At 71.2% G+C, this 21,661-nt stretch carries 26 protein-coding genes; 17 read left to right on the top strand and 9 right to left on the bottom strand.

Features of this window, described 5'->3' with window-relative positions; genetic code table 11:
* Window positions 1-237, bottom strand: a 237-nt coding sequence (locus tag VH914_11035; GenBank protein HEX4491732.1) for a VOC family protein, incomplete at its 3' end; no start/stop codon positions are given.
* 4 nt (window positions 238-241) lie between these two features.
* Window positions 242-1,051, bottom strand: a complete 810-nt coding sequence (locus VH914_11030) for an SDR family NAD(P)-dependent oxidoreductase (GenBank protein ID HEX4491731.1) — start codon at window positions 1,049-1,051, stop codon at window positions 242-244.
* Between the two features lie 96 nt (window positions 1,052-1,147).
* Between VH914_11030 and VH914_11025 the strand changes: the two genes are divergently transcribed.
* A complete protein-coding gene (locus VH914_11025; GenBank protein HEX4491730.1) occupies window positions 1,148-2,347 on the top strand; it encodes an acyl-CoA dehydrogenase family protein in 1,200 nt (399 codons plus the stop codon).
* On the top strand, window positions 2,344-3,120 hold the full coding sequence (locus VH914_11020) for an SDR family oxidoreductase (GenBank protein HEX4491729.1): 777 nt from the start codon (window positions 2,344-2,346) through the stop codon (window positions 3,118-3,120). The genes VH914_11025 and VH914_11020 overlap by 4 nt, the downstream gene beginning before the upstream one ends.
* 62 nt (window positions 3,121-3,182) lie before the next feature.
* Here the strand turns inward: VH914_11020 and VH914_11015 are convergent, their stop codons facing one another.
* A complete protein-coding gene (locus tag VH914_11015) occupies window positions 3,183-4,514 on the bottom strand; it encodes an aminotransferase class I/II-fold pyridoxal phosphate-dependent enzyme (GenBank protein HEX4491728.1) in 1,332 nt (443 codons plus the stop codon).
* Window positions 4,515-4,546: 32 nt separating this feature from the next.
* Between VH914_11015 and VH914_11010 the strand changes: the two genes are divergently transcribed.
* Both VH914_11010 and VH914_11005 read left to right on the top strand, forming a co-directional pair.
* Window positions 4,547-5,230, top strand: coding sequence for a pyridoxamine 5'-phosphate oxidase family protein (locus VH914_11010; GenBank protein ID HEX4491727.1), 684 nt, complete (start codon window positions 4,547-4,549; stop codon window positions 5,228-5,230).
* A 12-nt stretch (window positions 5,231-5,242) separates the two neighbouring features.
* Window positions 5,243-6,877: an alpha/beta fold hydrolase gene (locus VH914_11005; GenBank protein HEX4491726.1), complete on the top strand. Its 1,635-nt coding sequence runs from the start codon at window positions 5,243-5,245 to the stop codon at window positions 6,875-6,877.
* On the opposite strand, the gene VH914_11000 is transcribed toward VH914_11005, so the two are convergent.
* Window positions 6,874-7,650, bottom strand: a complete 777-nt coding sequence (locus VH914_11000; GenBank protein HEX4491725.1) for an SDR family NAD(P)-dependent oxidoreductase — start codon at window positions 7,648-7,650, stop codon at window positions 6,874-6,876. The two genes, VH914_11005 and VH914_11000, sit on opposite strands and share 4 nt — an antisense overlap.
* Complete coding sequence (locus VH914_10995; protein HEX4491724.1) at window positions 7,647-8,483, bottom strand: SDR family oxidoreductase; 837 nt, start codon at window positions 8,481-8,483, stop codon at window positions 7,647-7,649. The genes VH914_11000 and VH914_10995 overlap by 4 nt, the downstream gene beginning before the upstream one ends.
* 136 nt (window positions 8,484-8,619) lie before the next feature.
* Between VH914_10995 and VH914_10990 the strand changes: the two genes are divergently transcribed.
* From VH914_10990 to VH914_10945, 10 genes are all read left to right on the top strand, one after another.
* Complete coding sequence (locus tag VH914_10990) at window positions 8,620-9,450, top strand: CoA-transferase (protein HEX4491723.1); 831 nt, start codon at window positions 8,620-8,622, stop codon at window positions 9,448-9,450.
* A gap of 76 nt (window positions 9,451-9,526) precedes the next feature.
* Window positions 9,527-10,309 (top strand): CoA-transferase, encoded by a 783-nt coding sequence (locus tag VH914_10985; protein ID HEX4491722.1) that lies wholly within the window; start codon window positions 9,527-9,529, stop codon window positions 10,307-10,309.
* A 4-nt stretch (window positions 10,310-10,313) separates the two neighbouring features.
* The gene (locus tag VH914_10980) at window positions 10,314-11,381 is read left to right on the top strand and encodes a nitronate monooxygenase (protein HEX4491721.1); all 1,068 of its coding nucleotides are present in this window, start codon (window positions 10,314-10,316) and stop codon (window positions 11,379-11,381) included.
* Complete coding sequence (locus tag VH914_10975; GenBank protein HEX4491720.1) at window positions 11,378-11,809, top strand: OB-fold domain-containing protein; 432 nt, start codon at window positions 11,378-11,380, stop codon at window positions 11,807-11,809. Before VH914_10980 ends, VH914_10975 begins: the two co-directional genes overlap by 4 nt.
* Window positions 11,810-11,849: 40 nt before the next feature.
* Window positions 11,850-13,049 (top strand): lipid-transfer protein, encoded by a 1,200-nt coding sequence (locus VH914_10970; GenBank protein HEX4491719.1) that lies wholly within the window; start codon window positions 11,850-11,852, stop codon window positions 13,047-13,049.
* 76 nt (window positions 13,050-13,125) lie between these two features.
* The gene (locus VH914_10965; protein HEX4491718.1) at window positions 13,126-13,863 is read left to right on the top strand and encodes a class I SAM-dependent methyltransferase; all 738 of its coding nucleotides are present in this window, start codon (window positions 13,126-13,128) and stop codon (window positions 13,861-13,863) included.
* Window positions 13,864-13,906: 43 nt separating this feature from the next.
* Complete coding sequence (locus VH914_10960) at window positions 13,907-14,215, top strand: hypothetical protein (GenBank protein ID HEX4491717.1); 309 nt, start codon at window positions 13,907-13,909, stop codon at window positions 14,213-14,215.
* Window positions 14,205-14,387 carry a hypothetical protein gene (locus tag VH914_10955; protein HEX4491716.1) on the top strand — a complete coding sequence of 61 codons (183 nt, stop codon included), beginning with the start codon at window positions 14,205-14,207 and terminating at the stop codon, window positions 14,385-14,387. The genes VH914_10960 and VH914_10955 overlap by 11 nt, the downstream gene beginning before the upstream one ends.
* On the top strand, window positions 14,387-14,746 hold the full coding sequence (locus VH914_10950) for a metalloregulator ArsR/SmtB family transcription factor (GenBank protein HEX4491715.1): 360 nt from the start codon (window positions 14,387-14,389) through the stop codon (window positions 14,744-14,746). The genes VH914_10955 and VH914_10950 overlap by 1 nt, the downstream gene beginning before the upstream one ends.
* Window positions 14,743-15,186: an SRPBCC domain-containing protein gene (locus VH914_10945; GenBank protein ID HEX4491714.1), complete on the top strand. Its 444-nt coding sequence runs from the start codon at window positions 14,743-14,745 to the stop codon at window positions 15,184-15,186. Before VH914_10950 ends, VH914_10945 begins: the two co-directional genes overlap by 4 nt.
* An 82-nt stretch (window positions 15,187-15,268) precedes the next feature.
* Here the strand turns inward: VH914_10945 and VH914_10940 are convergent, their stop codons facing one another.
* The 3 genes from VH914_10940 to VH914_10930 are packed head-to-tail and all read right to left on the bottom strand — an operon-like array spanning window position 15,269 to window position 17,786.
* Window positions 15,269-16,096, bottom strand: coding sequence for an MBL fold metallo-hydrolase (locus tag VH914_10940; protein ID HEX4491713.1), 828 nt, complete (start codon window positions 16,094-16,096; stop codon window positions 15,269-15,271).
* A 33-nt stretch (window positions 16,097-16,129) separates the two neighbouring features.
* Window positions 16,130-16,783 (bottom strand): DJ-1/PfpI family protein, encoded by a 654-nt coding sequence (locus VH914_10935; GenBank protein HEX4491712.1) that lies wholly within the window; start codon window positions 16,781-16,783, stop codon window positions 16,130-16,132.
* A 13-nt stretch (window positions 16,784-16,796) separates the two neighbouring features.
* Entirely contained in the window at window positions 16,797-17,786 is a 990-nt protein-coding gene (locus tag VH914_10930) for a GlxA family transcriptional regulator (GenBank protein HEX4491711.1), read from the bottom strand.
* Window positions 17,787-17,895: 109 nt separating this feature from the next.
* Here VH914_10930 and VH914_10925 point away from each other — a divergent pair, with 109 nt between their 5' ends.
* Genes VH914_10925 through VH914_10915 form a run of 3 tightly spaced genes read left to right on the top strand, consistent with a single transcriptional unit; the run spans window position 17,896 to window position 21,231 of the window.
* Window positions 17,896-19,053, top strand: coding sequence for an acyl-CoA dehydrogenase family protein (locus VH914_10925; protein HEX4491710.1), 1,158 nt, complete (start codon window positions 17,896-17,898; stop codon window positions 19,051-19,053).
* Between the two features lie 11 nt (window positions 19,054-19,064).
* Entirely contained in the window at window positions 19,065-20,054 is a 990-nt protein-coding gene (locus tag VH914_10920; protein ID HEX4491709.1) for an acyl-CoA dehydrogenase family protein, read from the top strand.
* Between the two features lie 25 nt (window positions 20,055-20,079).
* Window positions 20,080-21,231, top strand: a complete 1,152-nt coding sequence (locus VH914_10915) for an acetyl-CoA C-acetyltransferase (protein ID HEX4491708.1) — start codon at window positions 20,080-20,082, stop codon at window positions 21,229-21,231.
* A 104-nt stretch (window positions 21,232-21,335) separates the two neighbouring features.
* Here VH914_10915 and VH914_10910 read toward each other — a convergent pair.
* On the bottom strand, window positions 21,336-21,661 hold a 326-nt coding region (locus VH914_10910; protein HEX4491707.1), incomplete at its 5' end, for a hypothetical protein.

Genomic DNA, 21,661 nt, shown 5'->3' with positions numbered 1-21,661 from the left:
GACCGACGGGTACTCGATCACCTCGATCACGCGGTCGTCGTCGCCTTCGACACCGACGATCGCGGCGCGCACGACAACCGGCACGGGCACGAGCGCGCCCATGTCGCGCGTGATGTCGTCGCCGTCCATCGTGTACGGCGGCGAGAGGATCGTGAGCCCGAGCACCTCGCGGTACCACTCGACCGCGGTGTCGACGTCGGCGACGCGCAACGCGGTGTGCGCGAGGCCCGTGATCAACGGATCACGCGCCGAACGCCGCGAGCATCGGACGCAGCCAGTCGTCGTCCGACGCGACCGACCGCCAACCGGTGAGCATGCCCTCGCTCATGTCGTCGCACCCGTAGCGCAGCGGGCCGTGGTCGTCGAGGATCGCGTCGGCGATTCGCCGCGCCGCTTCCTCCGCGGGCGTGTACGCACCGCGGATCGTCTGGCGGCTCTCCCACATCTTCTCGGCCTGCGCGCGGTAGAGCTCGTGCTCGATCGCGGGCGCGGGGCGATCCGACGCCTCGAGCATCTCGGTGATGATGGGCCCGGGCATGATCTCGACGACGCGGATGCCGAACTGCGCGACCTCCGCCTGCAGCGACTCGCCGATCGCGCTCACCGCCGCCTTGCTGGCGCGGTACGCGCCGAGATACGGAACCGGCGCGAGCAGTGAGGACGACGTGACGTTGCAGATCACCCCGCCACCCGCGGCGCGCAACTTCGGGATCGCGGCGCGCGTGACCGCGACGAGCCCGATCACGTTCGTCTCGAACAGCTTGCGCCAGAAGTCGAGCGGCATGACCTCGACGGGCAGGTTCTCGCTCTCGACACCCGCGTTGTTCACGACGACCCGGAGGCCGTCGGGCATCGCGATCGCGTCGCCGTCGGTGACGTCGAGCCGTTCGACGCGCAACCGGCCCTGCGCCGCCTCGGCGAGCCCGGCGCCCGCGCTCGTGTCGCGCATCGTCGCGATCGTGTCGAACCCGCGCGCCGCGAGCTCGAGCGCGACCGCGCGACCGATCCCCCGGCTCGCGCCGGTGACGACTGCGATCCCGTCGACGTCCATCTGTCGCTCCCCGCTCGACTGCGGAGCCGCAGCCTACGGTCCGTCGCGCGCCCGCCGGGTAGCGTCATCGCCGCCGACTTTCCGGGAGCCGTGACCTTGGACCTGCGTTTCGGCGCCGAGCACGAGGCCTTCCGTGCCGAGGCGCGCGAGTGGTTGACCGAACGTCTCGACGGTCCGTTCGCGGGCGTGCGCGGACGCGGCGGTCCCGGCGACGAGGACGCGTGCGTCGAGGAGCGGCGCGAGTGGGAGCGCGAGCTCGGCGCCGGCGGATGGATCGGACTCTCGTGGCCGAAGCAGTACGGCGGCCGCGAAGCGAGCCTGCTCGAGCAGGTCGTGTTCTACGAGGAGTACGCGCGCGCCGGTGGTCCCGGTCGCGTCGGCATCGTCGGCGAGGGACTGCTCGGTCCGACGATCGTGCACTTCGGCACCGACGAGCAGAAGCGCCGCTTCCTGCCCGGCATCCTCGACGGCACCGAGATCTGGTGCCAGGGCTACTCCGAACCGAACGCAGGGTCGGATCTCGCGAACGTGCAGACGCGCGCCGAGCGCGACGGCAACGAGTGGGTCGTGAGCGGGCAGAAGGTGTGGACGTCGCTCGCGCACTGGGCGCAGTGGTGCTTCGTCGTGTGCCGCACGAATCGCGACGCGCCGCGGCACCGCGGCGTGTCGTACCTGCTCGTGCCGATGGACCAGCCCGGGATCGACATCCGTCCGATCCGCCAGATCACCGGCGGCGCGGAGTTCAACGAGGTGTTCTTCACCGAGGCGCGCACGAGCGTCGAGAACATCGTCGGCGAGGTCGACGGCGGCTGGCGCGTCGCGATGGGCACGCTCGCGTTCGAGCGCGGCGCGTCGACGCTCGGGCAGCAGCTGACGTTCGAGAACGAGCTCCACGCGCTCATCGACGTCGCGCGCGGGCGCGGTCTGCTCGCCGACGCTGCGTTTCGCCAGCGCGTCGCCGAGGCGTGGATCGCGTTGCGCGTCATGCGCTTCCACGCGCTGCGCAGCCTCAGCGCAATGGAGCACGGCACCGTGTCGCGCGAGACCGCGATCCACAAGCTCTACTGGGCCGGCGTACACCAGCGGCTCGGCGAGCTCGCGATCGACTCGCTCGGCAGCGACGCACTCGTGGCCGACGCGTCGCCGGACGCGCCGGCGTCGGATGCGACCGCGTTCGCGCGCCTCTTCCTCTGGTCGCGCGCCGACACGATCTACGGCGGCTCCGACCAGATCCAGCGCAACATCATCGGCGAGCGGGCCCTCGGCCTGCCGCCCGAACCGAAGGTCACCGCGTGACGGCACCCGACTACCCGACCGCCCACCGCCTGCTCGAGGGAAAGACCGTGCTCGTGACCGCGGCCGCGGGCACGGGCATCGGCTTCGCGACCGCGAAGCGCTGCGTCGAAGAAGGCGCGCGGGTCGCGATCAGCGACGTCCACGAACGTCGGCTCGGCGAGTCGGCCGACGCGCTCGCGGAGCTCATGGGCGAGCGGCCGGTCGCGGTCGTCGGCGACGTTCGCAGCGAGGACGACGTGCAGCGCACGATCGCCGCGGTCGTCGACTCGCACGGCCGGCTCGACGTGCTCGTGAACAACGCCGGGCTCGGCGGCACGGCCAAGCTCGTCGACATGACCGACGAGCAATGGACGAACGTGCTCGACGTGACACTCACGGGGACGATGCGCATGACGCGCGCTGCACTGCGGGTGATGACGGCGGTCGGCGCGGGCGTGATCGTGAACAACGCGTCGGTCATCGGCTGGCGCGCGCAGGAGGGCCAGTCGCACTACGCGGCGGCGAAGGCGGGCGTGATGGCGCTCACGCGCTGCGCGGCGATCGAGGCCGCGCCGCACGGCGTGCGCGTGAACGCGGTCGCGCCGAGCCTCGCGATGCACCCGTTCCTGTCGAAGGTGACCTCCGACGAGGTCCTCGCCGACCTCACGACGCGCGAGGCGTTCGGCCGCGCGGCCGAGCCGTGGGAGGTCGCGAACGTGATCGTGTTCCTCGCGAGCGAATACTCGTCGTACATGACCGGCGAGATCGTCTCCGTGAGCAGCCAACACCCGTGATTGTGCTTTCCGGTCGTGCTCGCTCCGCTCGCCGCTCCTGACGCCTCAGGTTCACCCGCCAGTCAGGACGCCGCGGTGCGGTTGCGCGCGGGCGCGCACGCGGTCGCGAGGGCGCGGGCAACGTGGGACGCACGACGCTCGGGCAGCGCCGCAACCGTGACCCGCACCGCGGGCGGGCTCGCGAGGCGGAAGCGCGCGCCGGGCGCGACCGCGTAGCCCGCGTCCTCCAGCCCCCGCAGCGCGGACACTTCGTCGGGCACGGGCACCCAGACGTTCAGTCCCGACGGCGTCTCCACCTCGATGCCGTGCATCCCGAGCGCGTCGACCAGCGCGGTCCGGCGGGCGCGGTAGATCGTGGTGGCGCGCGCGAGCTGCGCGGTCACGGCGGCGTCGGCCCACAGATCGACCACGAGCCGCTGCAGGAGATGGCTCACCCAGCCCGGCCCGAGTCGCAATCGCCCTTCGACGCGCCCGAGCGTGGTCGCGTCGCCGGCGACGAGTGCGACTCGCAGGTCCGGGCCGAGCGACTTGGACACCGACCGCACGACGGCCCAGCGCGCGCGCTTCGCCGTGACGAGCGTCTGCGCAGGCGCGCCGGCCACCGGGCCCGCGTGGTCGTCCTCCACGACGAGGACCTCGGGGTGCGCGCGCAGCAGCGTCCGCAGCCTTCGCGCGCGCGCCGCGTCGAGCGCGGCACCGGTCGGGTTCTGCGCGCGCGGCGTCACGACGCACGCGTCGACACCACTCGCGAGCGCGGCGCGCAACGACTCCGGCACCGGACCGCGCGCGTCGACCGCGAACGGAACCGCGGTGAGTCCGAGCGCGGCCAGCAGGTCGAACACGCGCGGGAAGCCGGGGTCCTCGACCGCGACGCGATCGCCGGGTCGCAGCCACGCGAGCAGGACCCGCTCCACGCCGTCGAGCGCGCCGCTCAGGGCCACGACTCGATCGGCCGGGATGCCGTCGGCGCGCAGCTGCGCGCACGCGGCCGCGTCGAGGTCGGGCAGCGTCGCGGGCTCGCCGTAGCTCTTCGTGACGTCGGCGAGGCGGCGGAGGTGCGGGCGCAACGACGGCATCAGCGCGCCGTCCGGGTTGCCGAAGCGGAGGTCGAGCACGCCCGCGGGCAACGGGCGGTCGGTGGCCACCGGCAGCGGCGGGCCGGCGGCGACGAACGTGCCCCGCCGGCCGTCGCCACGTACGACCCCCCGCTGCGCGAGCGACCGGTAGGAGGCGGCGACCGTCGTCGGTGAGAGACCGAGCGTGGCGGCGAGCTCGCGCACCGTCGGCAGTCGAGTCGCCGCAGGCAGCCGCCCGCTTGCCACCAGCCGCTCGACCCCGCCGCTCAACTCCGCGGCCGATGAAACCTTGAGTTGATACAGTTCCCGTACAGACATCATTTTGTAGTGTAACAAATACGAGGGCGACGATGAACCAGGGTCCGATCACACCGAGCGAGAGCACGCGGGTCCGGCGACTGCCCGAACGCGACGCGTCGAGCTGGGAGCAGGTCACCGCGATCCTCGACGAGGGCTTCGTGTGTCACGTCGGCTTCACCGGGAGCGACGGGCGCCCGTACGTGATCCCGACGACGTACGGACGCATCGACGACGTGCTGTATCTGCACGGCTCCCCCGCTTCCCGGATGTTGCGGACGCTCGCGGGGGGCATCGACGTTTGCGTCACGGTGACGTTGATCGACGGCTTCGTGCTCGCGCGCTCGGCCTTCCATCACTCGATCAACTACCGGTCGGTCGTCGTGCTCGGCCGCGCGGTCGAGGAGAAGGACCCCGCCGCGAAGGCGGCGGCGCTGAACGCGTTCGTCGACCACATCATCGAGGGGCGCGCGGCCGACTGTCGGCCACCCGAGCCGGTCGAGGTGCGGAAGACGAGCGTGCTGCGGCTGCCGTTGCGCGAGGCGTCGGCGAAGATCCGCCGCGGTCCGCCGGTCGACGACGCCGAGGATCTCGCCCTGCCGGTGTGGGGCGGAGTCGTGCCGCTGTGGCTCCACGCAGGCGCGCCCGAGCCCGACGGTGCGCACACCGGCGGGACCGTCGCGATCCCGGCATACCTCCGCACCGACCAACGCGCCCGCCCGACCAGCGAACTGTGATGAGATGCGCCGATGTCGAAACGAGTCGCCGCCGGCGCCATTGCACTGATCACGCTCACGGCTGCCTGCTCGAGCACGAAGCACACGACCGCGCCGGGCGCCACCACCACGACGAAGCCCCCGACCACAACGGTCGCGGGCTGCACGCCGCCGGCGACCGGTCCGGTGCAGGTCGCCGCGGTGCCGAACGTCGCGAGCGACCACACGCTGACCTCGTTCGACGGCGCCCGCATCCGGCTGCACTGGTTCCCGATCGCGAACCCGCCCGCGAAGGGCGCGCCGACCGTACTCATGGGCCCGGGCTGGGGCTCCGGCGGCTCGACCGACACGCAGACGTCGGGCGCGCAGGGCTTCATGACGATCAAGGACCTGCGCGACGCGGGCTACAACGTCCTCACCTGGGACCCGCGCGGGTTCGGCGTGTCGACCGGCACGATCGAGGTCGACAGCGCCGACTTCGAAGCGCGTGACGTCGAGCGGCTCCTCGACTGGGTCGCGACGCAACCCGGCGTGCAGCTCGACGGCCCGCGCGATCCGCGCGTCGGCATGGTCGGCGCGTCCTACGGCGGCGGCATCCAGCTGACGACGGCGGCGATCGACTGCCGCGTCGACGCGATCGTGCCGTCGTGGGCGTGGAACTCGTTGACGACCAGCCTCGACAAGTCGCTCACGCCGAAGACCGGATGGGGCACGTTCCTCTACGGCGCGGCGGCCGGTCATCAACTCGACGAGCACATCAGCGCCGCGCAGACGTCGTCGCTCGCGACCGGCGTGATTCCCAAGACCGACCGCGAGTGGTTCGCGCAGCGCGGCCCAGGAAACCTCGTCGCGAAGATCCACGTGCCCACGCTGTTCGTGCAGGGCACCGTCGACACGCTCTTCACGCTCGACGAGGCCGTGCAGAACTACGAGATCCTGCGCGCGCACGACGTGCCCACCGCGATGATCTGGTTCTGTGGCGGCCACGGTGTGTGCCTCACGAACCCCGGCGACCAGCAGCAGGTCGAGCAGCGTCAGCTCGACTGGCTCGCGCACTACGTGAAGCGCGACTCGGCGGTCGCCACCGGACCCGGCTTCCAAACCGTCGACCAGAACGGCGCGACCTACTCCGCGCCGAGCTGGCCGTTGAAGGACGGCACCGCGATCGCGGCGAGCGGCTCGGGCACGTTGAGCCTCGTCACCGGCGGCGGCGCGGGGCCTGCGGTCGTGCCCGCGGGCACGGGCGGGCTGCTCGGCAACCTCGTCGGTCCGATCACGCCGAGCAAGGCGACGAATGCCGTGAACGTCACGGTGCCGACGGGCGCGACCGCAGCCGTGATCGCCGGACGGCCGGTGCTGCACCTCACGTACCACGGCACCGCGACCGGGGTCCGACCGATGCGCGTGTTCGCGCAGCTCGTCGACCCGACGACGGGGCTCGTGCTCGGCAACCAGATCACGCCCGTCTCGATCGTGCTCGACGGCAAGACGCATTCGTCCAACGCCGTGCTCGAGATGGTCGCGTTCACGACGAAGCCCGCGGGCTCGCTGATCCTGCAGATCGTCGCGACAACGGTGGCCTACGCGCAGCCGCGACTCGGCGGGAGCGTCACGATGACCGCGAAGCTCGAGCTCCCCCGGACGACGTTGACGCCGACCGCGCGCTAGACGGAATCGCCGGGCGGCACGAGTCGTCGACCCGCGGAGAAGCCGCCGTCGACCACGAGTGCGTGCCCGGTGACGAATGACGCGTCGTCGGACGCGAGGAACAGCGCGGCCGCCGCGATCTCCTCGGGACGACCGGGCCGTCCGAGCATGTGCTGCGCGATGAAGCGGTCACGGATCTCCGCGATGCCGTCGTCGAACAACGCCTCGGTCATCGGCGTGCGTACGAGTCCGGGGCAGACGCAGTTCACGCGCACGCCCGCGCCGCCGAAGTCGATCGCGAGGTTGCGCGTGAGCAGCACGACGCCGCCCTTCGACGCGCTGTACGCGGGTTGGCTCTGGATCGCCTCGAGCCCTTCGACGCTCGAGAAGTTCACGATGCTCCCGCGCTTCGCCGCGACCATGACCGGCAGCACGTGCTTGCACACGAGGAACGTGCCGGTGAGGTTCACACCGATGACGCGCTCCCACTCGGCGCGGTCGATGTCGAGCGCGGTGCCGAAGCTCTCGACGCCCGCAACGTTCACGCAGATGTCGAGCTGCTCGTGCTCCTGGAGTACGGACGACACCGCGGCGCGCACTGCGTCCTCGTCGCGCACGTCGGCGGCGACGAATCGCGCCCCGCCCCGAGCCGACCACTCCGACTGCGGCACCGCGTTCAGGTCGAGCCCGACGACGGTCGCGCCTTCCTCGGAGAATCGCTGCACCACTGCCGCACCGATGCCCGACGCCGCGCCGGTGATCAGCGCGACGCGTCCCTCGAGCCGACCGCTCACGACGCACCCTCCGACTCGGATGGCCGCGCTCGCTCGCCGCTCGAGCTCGTGTTGCGCGCCGCGGCCATGTACGCGGGCTTCTCGCCCCCGCCGTGCACCACGACGTTCGCGCCCGTGACGTACGCGGCGAGCGGCGACGCGAGGAAAATGCACACGTCGGCGATGTCGACCGGCTCGGCCATGCGGCCGATCGGGATCGACGCGCCGACCGACGCGATGCCGTCGTCGTCGCCGTAGAAGAGGTGCGCCTGCTCGGTCACCACGAGTCCGGCGGTGACCGCGTTCACGCGCACGGTGGGCGCGAAGTCGACGGCCATCGTCGTCGTGAGGTTGAGCAAGCCGGCCTTCGCGGCGCCGTACGCAGCCGACTGCGGCGAGGGCCGGATGCCGCTGACGCTCGCGATGTTCACGATCACGCCGCCGTCGGGCTGGTCCTTCATCACCGCGAACGCGCGCTGCGAGAACACGAGGGGCGCGGTGAGGTTCAACGCGATGATCGCCTCGGAGAAACGGGGCGACGAGGTCGCGGTGTCGGCCGGCGGCGAGCCGCCGGCGTTGTTCACCAACACGTCGAAGCGGCCGTGGCGATCGAGCGTCGCCGCGATCACCGCGTCGATCTGCTCGGGATCGCGCACGTCGGCGGCGACGAAGGACGCACTGCGCGCGCCCACACGCGGCAACGACTCGGGCTCGTGCCGGCAGCACACGACCACCTCGGCACCGGCTTCGAGAAAGCGCGCCGAGATGCCCGACCCGACGCCGCGGCACCCGCCGGTGACGACGACGACCCGTCCCGGCAGCGGGACCGGTGCTTCCCTCTCCGCGCTCGGCACCGAGGAGTTCCTTTGTTCGCGCAAGTGGCGCCCGTGGGCGGCGGCAGCCTACGTTGAGCCGGCTTCTGACGCACCGTCAGATCCGTTCTTCGACGAGCGTTCTTCGACGAGGTCGCGCGTGACGCCGGACAAGCGGATGACGATCGACGAGATCGTCGGCGAGATCCGAGACGGCATGACGATCGGCATCGGCGGCTGGGGCTCGCGTCGCAAGCCGATGGCGCTCGTGCGCGCGCTGCTGCGCTCGCCGGTGCGCGACCTCACGCTCGTCACCTACGGCGGACCCGATGTCGGACTGCTCTGTCGCGCGGGCAAGGTGCGCAAGGTCGTGTACTCGTTCGTGTCGCTCGACTCGATCCCGCTCGAGCCGCACTTCCGCGCCGCGCGGCAGGCCGGCGAGGTCACGACCACCGAGCTCGACGAAGGCATGTTCCTGCTGGGGCTCCAGGCCGCGGCGTGGCGGGTGCCGTTCCTGCCGACGCGCGCCGGGCTCGGGACCGATGTCCTCCGACTCGGCGCCGACATCCGCACGGTGAAGTCGCCCTACGACGACGGTGAGGAGCTCGTCGCGATGCCCGCGCTCGAGCTCGACGTCGCGCTCGTGCACATGAACCGCGGCGACCGCGGTGGCACCGGCCAGTACCTCGGCATCGACCCGTACTTCGACGACCTCTACTGCCTCGCAGCCAAGCGCCGGTTCCTCTCCGTCGAGAAGATCGTCGACACGGACGACTTCTTGAAGGAAGGCCCCGCGCAGTCGTTGCAGATCAATCGGCTCATGGTCGACGGCGTCGCCGAGACACCGGGCGGCGCGCACTTCACGTCGTGCCTCCCCGACTACGACCGCGACGAGGCGTTCCAGCGCGAGTACGCGGCGACGGCGAAGTCCGAGGATGCATGGGACGCGTTCCGGGCGAAGTATCTCGACGTGAGCGAGGCCGACTACCAGCGCGCGGTGAAGCCGTGAGCAGCCAGGCACAGCCCGAGCGGCGCCGGAGCCTCCGCGCCGATGCCTGGTCTCGATCGAGCGAGGGCGACGCCGCATGAGCACGGACACGACGCGGACCGGACCCGCGACTCGGGCCGAGATCTGCGCGGTCGCGTGCGCGGAGGCGTGGCGCGGCGACGGCGAGATCCTCGCCAACCCGATCGGCACGATTCCCACGATCGGTGGCCGCCTCGCGAAGGCGACGTTCGAACCGCTGCTCGTGATGACCGACGGCGAGGCGATGCTCGTCGAGAACATCCTCCCGCTCGGTGTCGACGACCCGCCCAAGGTCGTGTCGGGCTGGAACCCGTACCGGAAGATGTTCGACGTCGTGTTCAACGGACCGCGCCACATCCTGATGGGCGCGACGCAACTCGACCGATTCGGCAACCAGAACATCGCGTACATCGGTCCGGCCGACCGGCCGACCGCGCAGCTGCTCGGGTTCCGAGGCACGCCGGGCAACACGATCAACAATCGCACGAGCTACTGGATACCGAAGCACTCCCCGAAGGTGTTCGTCGAGCACGTCGACGTCGTGAGCGGGGTCGGCTACGACCGCGCGGCCGAGCTCGGCGAGACCGCGGCGCGCTTCCATCGCCTCCCGCGCGTCGTGAGCAACCTCGGCGTGTTCGACTTCGAGACGCCGGACCACACGATGCGGCTCGTGTCGACGCACCCGGGCGTGACGGTCGACGACGTCGTCGCCGCAACCGGCTTCGAGCTCGCGACTCCGTCGTCGGTCGAAACGACGCGCCTGCCGACCGACGAGGAGCTGCGCCTGATCCGCGAGGAGATCGACCCGCTCGGTTTGGGCGAGCGCGAAGTCCCCTCGTGACGCCATGACGAGCGCCGCGTTGCGCACGCGCGCGACGCAGCTCTTCGGTACCGACGTCCCGATCGTGCAGACCGGCATGGGTTGGGTCGCCGGCGCGCGCCTCACCTCGGCAACGAGCGCGGCGGGCGGCCTCGGCATCCTCGCGTCGGCGACGATGACGCTCGACCAGCTGCGCGACGCGATCCGTGCGGTGAAGGAACGTACGGACCGCCCGTTCGGCGTGAACCTCCGCTCCGACGCGCCGGACGCGGGCGATCGCATCGACCTCCTCATCACGGAGGGCGTGAAGGTCGCGTCGTTCGCGCTCGCGCCCGGACGCGACCAGATCAAGAAGCTCAAGGATCACGGCCTCGTCGTCGTCCCGTCGATCGGCGCACGCCGTCACGCGGAGAAGGTCGCGGAGTGGGGCGTCGACGCGGTGATCGTGCAGGGCGGCGAGGGCGGCGGGCACACGGGCGCGGTACCCACGACGTTGCTCCTCCCCCAGGTCGTCGACGCGGTCGACCTGCCGGTGATCGCGGCGGGCGGCTTCTTCGACGGGCGCGGCCTGGTCGCCGCGCTCGCGTACGGCGCGAGCGGTGTCGCGATGGGTACGCGCTTCCTCCTCACGCAGGAGAGCACCGTTCCCGACATCGTGAAGCGCGCGTACTTGGAGCGCGCGGTCACCGACACGGTCGTCACCACGCAGGTCGACGGGGTGCCGCACCGCGTGCTGCGCACCGAGTTCGTCGAGCATCTCGAGCACGGGGGGCGCGCCACGAGCGTGCCGCGCGCACTGAAGAACGCGCTCGCGTTCAAGAAGCTCTCGGGCACTTCGTGGCGCGCGCTCGCGACCGAAGGCCTCGCGATGCGCAAGAACCAGGGACTCTCGTGGAGCCAGATCGTGATGGCTGCGAACACGCCGATGCTCTTGAAGGCGGCGATGGTCGACGGGCGCACGGATCTCGGCGTGATGTCGAGCGGGCAGGTCGTGGGCGTGATCGACGACCTCCCGCCGGTGGCCGAGCTCATCGCCCGTATCGTGTCGGAGGCCGAAGCGGTGCTGCAACGGCTGGAAGGTGCAGGCGCATGACGAGGACCCGGGTACCCGCGGTCGACGGCTGGTTCACGATGGACGAAGCCGCGCCCGCGTTGATCGGCGCGCGCGGCGTCGACAGCGGCAGCTACTTCTTCCCGAAGGCCGTCGCGACCTCCGCGAATCCCGCGGCGCCGTTCGAGGAACGCGAAGACGTGGCGCTCTCGCGGCGCGGTCGCGTGTGGTCGTACACGACGAACCACTACAAGCCGCCGGCGCCGTACGTCGCCGCCGACCCCTTCGAGCCGTACACCGTGCTCGCGGTCGAGCTCGAACAGGAGCAGATGATCGTGCTCGGCCCGCTCGCGACGGGCGCCGATCCGGAGCAGCTGCGCGTCGGGATGGAAGTGGAGCTCGTGCTCGGCCCGCTCTACTCGGACGACGACCACGAGTACGTGGTGTGGCAATGGGCGCCGGTCGCATGAATCATGAGTGGATGAGCCCGCGAGCAGGGCGAGCGCGACCATGAGCTCCGATCGGCAGGTCGCCGTCCTCGGTGTCGGCATGCATCCGTGGGGCAAGTGGGGTCGCAACTTCGTGGAGTACGGCATCGTCGCCGCGCGCGCCGCGCTCGCCGATGCGGGCGTCGACTGGCGCGACATCCAGTTCGTGTCCGGCGCCGACACCATGCGCAACGGCTATCCCGGCTACGTGTCGGGCGCGACGTTCGCGCAGGCGCTCGGCTGGCAGGGCGCGCAGGTCGCGTCGTCGTACGCCGCGTGCGCGTCGGGCGTCACCGCGCTCGCGACGGCACGCGCGCAGATCCTCGCCGGCTTCTGCGACGTCGCGTTGGTCGTCGGAGCCGACACCACGCCCAAGGGTTTCCTCGCGCCGAACGCCGGCGAGCGGGGCGACGATCCCGACTGGTTGCGGTTCCGTCTGCTCGGCGCCACCAACCCGACGTACTTCGGCCTCTACGCGCGCCGGCGCATGGATCTGTACGGCGCGACCTCCGACGACTTCGCGATGGTGAAGGCGAAGAACAGCAAGCACGGCGCTGCGAATCCGAACGCGCGCTACCGCGATGTCGTCGACATCGACGCGGTGCGCACCTCGCCGATCGTCGCCGACCCGCTGCGACTGCTCGACATCTGCGCGACGAGCGACGGCGCGGCGGCGATCGTCGTGTCGAGCATGGAGTACGCACGCGCGCACGGACACGCGTCACCCGCGCGCATCGTCGGACTGTCGACGGTGACGCCGAGCTATCCGAACCCGGTGATCGAGCTGCCGAACTTCGCGACCGACTCCGCGGTCGGCTTCGATGCTGCGCCGACGACCGGGTTCAAGGACTCGATCACACCGCACGCGTACGAAGAGGCCGGCGTCGGCCCCGGCGACCTCGACCTCGCCGAGGTGTACGACCTCTCGACCGCGCTCGAGCTCGACTGGTACGAGCACATCGGGCTGTGCGATCCCGGCGAGGCCGAGAAGCTGCTGCGCGCGGGCGACACCGCGATCGGCGGCCGCATCCCGGTGAACGCGAGCGGCGGGCTCGCGTCGTTCGGCGAGGCGGTGCCCGCGCAGGCGATCGCGCAGGTGTGCGAGCTCACGTGGCAGGTGCGCGGCGAGGCCGGCGATCGGCAGGTCGACGGCGCCAAGGTCGGCCTCTCCGTGAACCAGGGTCTGTTCGGCCACGGCTCCGCCGTGATCGTGACGAAATAAGTCGGCGGTCGCGCGCGCCGGACCGAGTCGAAATTGGCGAGCCGCCGTCGCAGGCGCTCGCGAGACTGCTCGCCGAATGGCCGAGACTCATTTCGACGAGTGGGCGGCGCGTCATTACAACCGGCTCTGGCCGCACCTGCTCGATCCCGACATCCTCGACGCGGCCGTCGAGGCGCTCGCCGACCTCGCCGGAGCGGGCCCCGCGCTCGAGCTCGGCGCCGGCACCGGTCGCATCACGCTCCCTCTGAGCGCGCGTGGGATCCGCGTCGACGGCATCGAGCTGTCGCAACCGATGGTCGACGTGCTGCGCGCGCAACCGGGTGGCGACGATGTCGCCGTGACGATCGGCGACTTCGCGACGACGCGCGTCGACGGCCCGTTCACGCTCGTGTATCTCGTGCGCAACACGATCACGAACCTGACGACGCAGGACGAGCAGGTCGCGTGCTTCCGCAACGCCGCCGCGCACCTGGCTCCCGGCGGACGCTTCGTGATCGAGAACTACGTGCCCGAGCTCCGTCGCCTCCCGCCCGGCGAGACGACCTACGTGTTCGACCACACCGACGAGCACCTCGGCTACGAGGAGTACGACTTCGATCGCCAGATCGCGATCTCGCATCACGCGTGGACGATCGACGGCGAGCTGCGCCAGTTCTCGTCGCCCCATCGCTACGTGTGGCCCGCAGAGCTCGACCTCATGGCCCAGCTCGCGGGACTCACGCTCGAAGCGCGCTGGAGCGACTGGCACCGCGCACCGTTCACCGGCGAGAGCCGCAGTCACGTCTCCGTCTGGCGCACGGCCGCGGCTGGGTAGCCGACGTGTTACGGTAACGGAACCGTTACCGAAGGAGCCGAGCATGTCCGTGACCGTCGTGCGCTACCGCACGAAGCCCGACCGGGGCGACGAGAACCAGGCGCTCATCGAGAAGGTCTTCCAGGAGCTCAAGGCCACCCAACCCGAGGGCCTGCGCTACACGAGCTTCCGGCTCGAGGACGGCGTGAGCTTCGTGCACGTCGCGATCGTCGACACACCCGACGGCAGCAACCCGCTCGGTTCGACCGCGGCGTTCAAGGAGTTCACGAGCGCGATCGCCGAGCGTTGCGAAGCACCGCCTGCCGCGAGCAGCGCGACCGAAGTCGGCCATTACTTCCCCGGTGCCAAGTGAGTGGCCAGGCGCAGGCCGGCGCAGTGGGCAGCCCCCGGACGACCGCTCGCCGTGTGCTTCGAGCGACGGAGGCCGAACCCGCATGAGTGGCGACGGCTCGCCGGTGCTCGAAGAGCTCGCGCTCGCGGAGGTCGAGCACAACCCGCGCAACAACCGGATGCGAGCGGTCTGATGCCGGCGGTCGCGCCCGCGGGCGATGCGTTCGAGGCGCTCGGTGATCCGAACCGGCGTGCGATCGTCGAGCTGCTCGGCGCGCACGAACGCTCGGTTCAGGAGCTCGCCGACGCGCTGCCGATCAGCCGGCCCGCGGTGTCGCGCCACCTGCGACTGCTGAAGGAGGCCGGGCTCGTGGTCGAGGAGGCACACGGCACGCGCCGCATCTACCGGCTGCACGGCGACGGCGTCGACGCGGTCGCGCAGTATCTGACCGATGTGTGGGGCGATGTCGTGACGCGCTTTCGGCTCATGGCCGAGAACACGGCACCGAAGTCGAAGTCGACGACCGCGACGCGCGCGAAGCGCACCCGATGATCGAGCCGCTGCGCCTCAGCTTTCCGATCCGCTGCTCCGCCGACCACGCGTTCGAGGTGTGGACGACGCGCACCGCGGCGTGGTGGCCGAAGGGGCACTCGACATCCGGTGATCCCGACACGCGTGTGACCATCGAGCCGCGCGTCGACGGTCGCATCTACGAGCGCACGCCCGAAGGCACCGAGATCGAGTGGGGTCGCATCACGCGCTGGGAGCCGCCGCGCGTGCTCGGCTACCGGTGGCACATCGGACGCGGGCCCGACGAGGCGACCGACGTCGAGCTCACGTTCGTCGACGTCGGCGACGGCACGACCCGGCTCGACATCGCGCAGACCGGATGGGAGCGGCTCGGCGCCGAGGGACTCGCCTACCGCGAGGCCAACACGAGCGGCTGGAGCGCGCTCATCCCCCACTTCACCGCGGCCGCCGAGAGCGACTGAGCAGCGAGCGGAGTGAGCAGGGCGGCCCGACCGAACTCGCAGCCCGGGTCACGGAGCCGCGAGCACCCGCGAGCGCGACCGATCACACCGAGACGGTCGTCAGATCCTCGCCGAACACGATCTCGCCGTCGAAGTGCTCGCCCGCGATCGCGACCCATTCCTCCGCAGTGTCGGCCGCCGGCGTCGGCACCTGGTGCGTGAGCACGAGCGTCTTCACGTTGCACCGCTGCGCGGTCTGCGCGGCCTGCACGACCGTCGAGTGGTAGTCGATCGTGTCGACGAAACGCGGCAACGGCACGCGCCGGACGAGGTCGTCGCGCAGCACGGTCTGCACGTAGACGTCGGCATCGCGGCAGAGCTCGTCGAGCCCGTCGCAGGGCAACGTGTCGCCCGCGAGCACCGCGGCCTTGCCGTCGTACTCGAAGCGGTAACCCAACGTCGGCTCGACCGGACGGTGATCGGTGCGCGCCGCGACGATGCGCAGGCCCGCGTCGTCGAACACGATGCCGGGCTCGAGCTCGTGCACGTCGAACTGCGGTTCCCACGTGAGGTCGGCGTGGTGCGCGAGGCGGTACTCGACGTCGGGCGCCAACATCGCGCGGAGACCCGTCATCACCTCGCCCATCCGCGGTGGGCCGTAGATCGGCAACGTGCGCGGCACCTGACTCATCACCCAATGCGTCGTGACGACGTCGTTGAGATCGCAGATGTGGTCGCTGTGCAGGTGTGTCACGAACACCGCGTCGAGCAACACGGGCACGACGCCCGCGCCGGCGAGCCGCATGCACACGCCGCGTCCCGCGTCGACGAGGATCGTCTTCCCCGCGGCGCGCACGAGCGTCGCCGCGCCCGCGCGGTCGCGATCCGGCAACGGGTTACCGGTACCCAACAGCACGACATCGATCGCCATCCGCCGATCAGATCACAGCGCGGCGAGCGCGCGCTACCGCGAGCCCATCACCTCGCGCTGGCGCTGCTCCATCACGGCGGTGACGAGCTCCACGACCGCGGCCGGCGCCTTCTGCACCGAGCCCGCGTCGAACGGCGGTTGCGGGTCGTACTCGATCGACAGTTGGATCGCCTGCGCGATCTCGGGACCGGCGATCCGGCCCATCAGCGTGAGCGCCATGTCGATGCCGGACGACACGCCCGCCGCGGTCACGTACTTGCCCTGCTCCACGACCCGTTCGCTCGTCGGCTCGGCGCCGTACTCGCGCAGCCGTTCGAGCGACGACCAGTGCGTCGTCGCACGCTTGCCCTGGAGCAGCCCGGCCGCGGCGAGCAGCATCGAGCCAGTGCACACCGACGTCGTCCACGTCGATGTCGCGTCGATCGCACGGATCCATTCGAGCAACGCGGCGTCGTGCTCGAGCTTGCGCGTCGCGAAGCCGCCCGGCATCACGAGGATGTCGGCACTCGTGACGTCGGCGCGCGCGATGTCGGCGACGAGGCCGAGGATCTGGTTGTCGGTGCGCACCGGTCCCGCCTTCTCACCGACGAAGCGGGTCGTTGCGCCGGGCAGGCGCGCGAGCACCTCGTAGGGGCCCACGATGTCGAGCGCGGTGATGCCTTCGAACACGTAGCAGACGATGTCCATGAGTGGCTCCTCTTCAGGCGGTGCGGGCACGAGCGGGACGGAAACGGTCTCGGTACTCGGTCGGCGACGCGCCGACGCGGCGGGCGAAGGCGCGGCGCATGGTGTCGACGGTGCCGAAGCCGGCGGCGCGGGCGACACCGTCGACCGGCAGCGCAGTGGTCTCGAGCATGCGTCGTGCGACTTCGAGTCGCGCACGCTCGACGTACGCGGCCGGCGAGCAGCCGACCTCGGTGCGGAACACGCGCGCGAAGTTGCGCGGGCTCATCGACACCCGCTCCGCGAGCTGCTCGACGCGGTAGTCGCCGTCGGGATGCTCGGCGATCGCGCGCTGCAGCTCACGCAGCGGGTCGCGCGCCGCGAGCTGGGCACCGAGCTGCGCGCTGAACTGCGCCTGCCCGCCCGACCGCTGCACGAACAGGACGAGGTGGCGCGCGGTGAGCAGCGCGACCTCTCGGCCGAGGTCGGCTTCGACGAGCGCGAGCGCGAGGTCCATGCCCGCGGTCACGCCGGCCGACGTGAAGACGTTGCCGTCCTCGACGAAGATCGGGTCGGCCTCGACCCGCACGCGCGGAAAGTCGCGCGCGAGCCGGTGACACGAGTTCCAGTGCGTCGTCGCACGGTGGTCGTCGAGCAGACCCGCGGCCGCGAGCACGAACGCACCCGTGCACACCGAGGCGACGCGCCGACAGCGCGGCGCGGTCCGGCGCACCCAGTCGACGAGACGCATGTCCTCCGCGGCGTCGTCGGCACCTTCGCCGCCGACGACGACCAGCGTGTCGATCGCGCCGCGGATCGACGCGAGCGCGCGGTCGGCGACGATCGCCGGCCCGCGGCTCGTGGCGACCGGCCCCGCATTCGCGGCCGCGACCGTCGTCGCGTAGGCGTCGGGCTCGGTGCCGAGGTGCCGCGCGACCTGCGCCGCGGCCGTGAACACCTCGTGCGGCCCGACGAGATCGAGCGCGGTGATGCGCGGATACGTCACGAAGACGACGCGCCGGGCCATCGAGGTCACCGGGTCAGTCTGCGGGTTCCCCGTGATGGCAGCAATGCCATTGGTCCGACGATTCCGGCCACGAGGGTTCCGGCCCGGTCCGACTAGATTGCCCCCGGCCATGGACCTGACCTTCTCCCCCGCCGAGACGGCCTTTCGGGCCGAGTGCCGGGACTGGCTCGAGGCCCACGTGCCCCGCACCGCGCTCCCGTCGGGCGACACGCCCGAGGGCTTCGCGCTCCACCGCGAGTGGGAACGGACGCTGTTCGACGCGCGCTGGGCGGTCGTGTCCTGGCCGCGCGAATACGGCGGTCGCGAGGCGAGCCTCTGGGAGTGGCTGATCTTCGAGGAGGAGTACGCGCGGGCCGGCGCGCCGCAGCGCGTCACGCAGAACGGCATCTTCCTGCTCGCACCGACGCTGTTCGAGCTCGGCACGCAGGAGCAGCAGGACCGGATCCTGCCGAAGATGGCGTCGGGCGAAGAGGCGTGGTGCCAGGGCTGGTCGGAACCGAACGCGGGCAGCGACCTCGCGGGCATCTCGTCGCGTGCGATCCGCGACGACGCCGCCGGCGGGTGGCGGCTGCGCGGGCAGAAGACGTGGACGACGCGCGGCGCGTTCTGCGACCGGCTCTTCGGACTCTTCCGCACCGATCCCGACGCACCCCGTCACGACGGCCTCACCTACCTGCTCGTCGACCTGCGCGCCGACGGTGTGACCGTGCGACCGGTCGAGCGACTCGACGGCGACGACGGATTCGCGGAGGTGTTCTTCGACGACGCGTTCGTGCCCGACGCCGACGTGCTCGGCGAGGTCGGTCGCGGGTGGAGTGTCGCGATGGCGACGACCGGTTCGGAGCGCGGGCTCACCTTGCGAGCGCCGGGCCGCTTCATGGCCGCGGCCGACCGCCTGATCGACCTCGCGCGTCGCGTCGCCGAGGACGCCGACGCCGATCCGCAGCTGCAGGATCGCGTGACACGCGCGTGGATGGACGCGCAGGCGTACCGCTGGCAGACGTTCTGGACCGTCACCCGGTTGGTCGCGGGCGAGCGTCCGGGCGCGGAGTCGAGCCTCGTGAAGCTGTTCTGGTCGGAGCTCGACGTGCGCCTCCACGAGACCGCGCTCGCGCTGCTCGGCCCGCACGCGGAGCTCGTCGGCGGCGAGTTCGCGGCGTGGATGAAGGGCTACGAGTTCTCGCTGTCGGGCCCGATCTACGCGGGAACGAACGAGATCCAGCGCAACGTCGTCGCCGAGCGCGTGCTCGGCCTCCCACGGAAGTAGTCGGAACCGCCGTGCAGTTCTCCTTCTCCGACGATCAGCTTGCGCTCCGCGACGCGGTGCGCGACCTCCTCGCGAAGGAGTGTCCGCCGGCGGCGGTGCGCGCGGCGTGGACGTCTCCGACCGGTCGGTGCGCGCCCGCGTGGAACGCGCTCACCGAGATGGGTGTGCTCGGTGTCGTCGTGCCGGAGACGGCGGGCGGGCTCGGCCTCGACGAGATCGACCTCGTGCTCGTGCTCGAGGAGACCGGCCGGAGCGCGCTGCCCGAGCCGATCGTCGAGACCGCGGCCGTCGTCGCACCGATGCTCGCGGCGCGCGGCGACGAGCGCGCGGCCGAGCTCGTGGCGGGCGCGAGCGCGGCGGCCACGCACGCGCTCTCGCCGCACGCGGTGTGGGCCGACACGGCATCGGTGATCGTCGCGATGGGCTCGTCGCAGACCGTCGTCGCGCCACGCGAAGCGTTCGTCCTCGGCGCGGTCGACTCGGTCGACGGCGCGCGCCGGCTGTTCGAGCTCGAAGTCGCGGGCGCGGTTCCGAGCGGCGCACCGCAGCACGACGAGTCGGAGGTCGACCTCGCGTTCGACCGCGCCGCGCTCGGCACCGCCGCGCAGCTCAACGGTCTCGCGGACCGCATGATCACGATGACCGTCGAGTACGCGTCGGCACGCAAGCAGTTCGGCGTGGCGATCGGCACGTTCCAAGCCGTGAAGCACCACCTCGCGAACGCGCGGCTCGCGCTGGAGTTCGCGCGCCCACTCGCCTACCGCGCCGCGTCGACGATCGCGAACGACGATGCCGACCGCGCGGTCGCGGTGTCGCTCGCGAAGGCATCCGCTTCTGACGCGGCGACGCTCGCGGCTCGGGTCGCGCTGCAGTGCCACGGCGCGATCGGCTACACGACCGAGTACGACCTCCACCTGTTCATGAAGCGCACGTGGGCCCTGGCCGCGACGTGGGGCGACGCCGCCTGGCACCGGGCCCGCATCGGACGCGCGATCCTGTGATCCCCCTCACGACGGGAGCAATGCGATGACCGAGGCCTACATCGTCGACGCCGTGCGCTCGCCGGTCGGACGGCGGGGCGGCGGGCTGGCCGGCGTGCACCCCGCCGATCTCGGCGCGCACTCGATCCGCGCGCTGGTCGAGCGCACCGGCATCGACCCGGCCGCCGTCGACGACGTCGTGTTCGGCTGCGTCGACACGATCGGCCCGCAAGCGGGCGACATCGCGCGCACGTGCTGGCTCGCGGCGGGACTGCCCGACGAGGTGCCGGGCACGACCGTCGACCGCCAATGCGGATCGAGTCAGCAGGCCGTGCACTTCGCGGCGCAGGCGGTGATGAGCGGAACGTCCGACCTCGTCGTCGCGGGCGGCGTGCAGAACATGAGCATGATCCCGATCAGCTCCGCGATGACCGCGGCCGAGCCGCTCGGCTTCGAGAACCCGTTCGTCGGATCGAAGGGTTGGGAAGCGCGCTACGGCACGCAGGAGGTGTCGCAGTTCCGCGCCGCCGAGATGATCGCGGAGAAATGGAACGTCACGCGCGACGACATGGAGGCGTTCGCGCTCGAGAGTCATCGGCGCGCCGCGCAGGCGCAGGACGAGGGTCGCTTCGATCGCGAGATCGTCGCCTTGGACGGCGTCGCCGCCGACGAGGGCGTGCGGCGCGACACGTCGATCGAGCGGATGCAGAAGTTGAAGACGCTGGTCGACGGCGGCCGCTTGACCGCCGCGGTGTCGAGCCAGATCTCCGACGCGTCGGCCGCGCTCTTGATCGCGTCCGAGGCCGCCGTGAAGGCGCACGGATTGAAGCCGCGGGCGCGCATTCACCATCTTTCGGTGCGCGGTGCCGATCCGATCTGGATGCTCACGGCACCGATCCCCGCGACCGCGCACGCGCTGGCGCGCTCCGGCATGAGCCTCGACGAGATCGACCTGGTCGAGATCAACGAGGCGTTCGCGTCGGTCGTGCTCGCGTGGGAGCGAGAGGTCGGCTACGACCCCGCGAAGCTGAACGTGAACGGCGGCGCGATCGCGCTGGGACACCCGTTGGGCGCGACCGGCGCGCGGCTGATGACCACGCTGCTCGCGGAGCTCGAGCGCACCGGCGGCCGCTACGGCCTGCAGACCATGTGCGAGGGCGGCGGCCAAGCCAACGTCACCATCATCGAGCGCCTCTAACGCTCCGTATGTTGCCGTTCGGTTCGTGGCTGGGATCCGGTCAGGTCAAAGTCAAAGCAAGAGCGCTATAACCGGGGACCCAGGCGGTGCGCCCGGTCTGCCCGCTATGCCCGGTCAGGTTTCGCCCATCGGATGACCACGGACACCCACAACGCCGCGAAAGCAAGGTCGATCGCCAGCCCGATGAGTCCGACCGTCACCTGTCCCGCGACGAGCTGCTGGATGCTGGCGACCGCGACGCCGATCCAGATGAATCCGAGGGTGCGCTCGATCCGCCAGCCGACGACGGTTTTGATCGGCGGCGGCCGCTCACCCTCAACGAATACGTCACGCTCGGCGTCCAACGACTTTCCCACGACCTCATTGTGCGCCGGAGCGGTCGGAGTTCGTCCATTTGGACACACAACCGATCCGCATAGTCGGCGCACCC

The sequence above is a fragment of the Acidimicrobiia bacterium genome, from assembly GCA_036271555.1.
In the GTDB taxonomy this organism is placed as follows: domain Bacteria; phylum Actinomycetota; class Acidimicrobiia; order IMCC26256; family PALSA-610; genus DATBAK01.
Note: the sequence above shows the minus strand (reverse complement) of the source record. Positions and strands in the feature narration are given on the sequence as shown.

Bases quoted from the DNA above. Each gene is read 5' to 3' on its own strand.
- VH914_11030 (HEX4491731.1), bottom strand. From the start codon at position 1,051: ATGGACGTCGACGGGATCGCAGTCGTCACCGGCGCGAGCCGGGGGATC.
- VH914_11015 (HEX4491728.1), bottom strand. From the start codon at position 4,514: ATGTCTGTACGGGAACTGTATCAACTCAAGGTTTCATCGGCCGCGGAG.
- VH914_11010 (HEX4491727.1), top strand. From the start codon at position 4,547: ATGAACCAGGGTCCGATCACACCGAGCGAGAGCACGCGGGTCCGGCGA.
- VH914_11005 (HEX4491726.1), top strand. From the start codon at position 5,243: ATGTCGAAACGAGTCGCCGCCGGCGCCATTGCACTGATCACGCTCACG.
- VH914_10990 (HEX4491723.1), top strand. From the start codon at position 8,620: ATGACGATCGACGAGATCGTCGGCGAGATCCGAGACGGCATGACGATC.
- VH914_10985 (HEX4491722.1), top strand. From the start codon at position 9,527: ATGAGCACGGACACGACGCGGACCGGACCCGCGACTCGGGCCGAGATC.
- VH914_10980 (HEX4491721.1), top strand. From the start codon at position 10,314: ATGACGAGCGCCGCGTTGCGCACGCGCGCGACGCAGCTCTTCGGTACC.
- VH914_10975 (HEX4491720.1), top strand. From the start codon at position 11,378: ATGACGAGGACCCGGGTACCCGCGGTCGACGGCTGGTTCACGATGGAC.
- VH914_10970 (HEX4491719.1), top strand. From the start codon at position 11,850: ATGAGCTCCGATCGGCAGGTCGCCGTCCTCGGTGTCGGCATGCATCCG.
- VH914_10965 (HEX4491718.1), top strand. From the start codon at position 13,126: ATGGCCGAGACTCATTTCGACGAGTGGGCGGCGCGTCATTACAACCGG.
- VH914_10960 (HEX4491717.1), top strand. From the start codon at position 13,907: ATGTCCGTGACCGTCGTGCGCTACCGCACGAAGCCCGACCGGGGCGAC.
- VH914_10950 (HEX4491715.1), top strand. From the start codon at position 14,387: ATGCCGGCGGTCGCGCCCGCGGGCGATGCGTTCGAGGCGCTCGGTGAT.
- VH914_10945 (HEX4491714.1), top strand. From the start codon at position 14,743: ATGATCGAGCCGCTGCGCCTCAGCTTTCCGATCCGCTGCTCCGCCGAC.
- VH914_10940 (HEX4491713.1), bottom strand. From the start codon at position 16,096: ATGGCGATCGATGTCGTGCTGTTGGGTACCGGTAACCCGTTGCCGGAT.
- VH914_10935 (HEX4491712.1), bottom strand. From the start codon at position 16,783: ATGGACATCGTCTGCTACGTGTTCGAAGGCATCACCGCGCTCGACATC.
- VH914_10930 (HEX4491711.1), bottom strand. From the start codon at position 17,786: ATGGCCCGGCGCGTCGTCTTCGTGACGTATCCGCGCATCACCGCGCTC.
- VH914_10925 (HEX4491710.1), top strand. From the start codon at position 17,896: ATGGACCTGACCTTCTCCCCCGCCGAGACGGCCTTTCGGGCCGAGTGC.
- VH914_10915 (HEX4491708.1), top strand. From the start codon at position 20,080: ATGACCGAGGCCTACATCGTCGACGCCGTGCGCTCGCCGGTCGGACGG.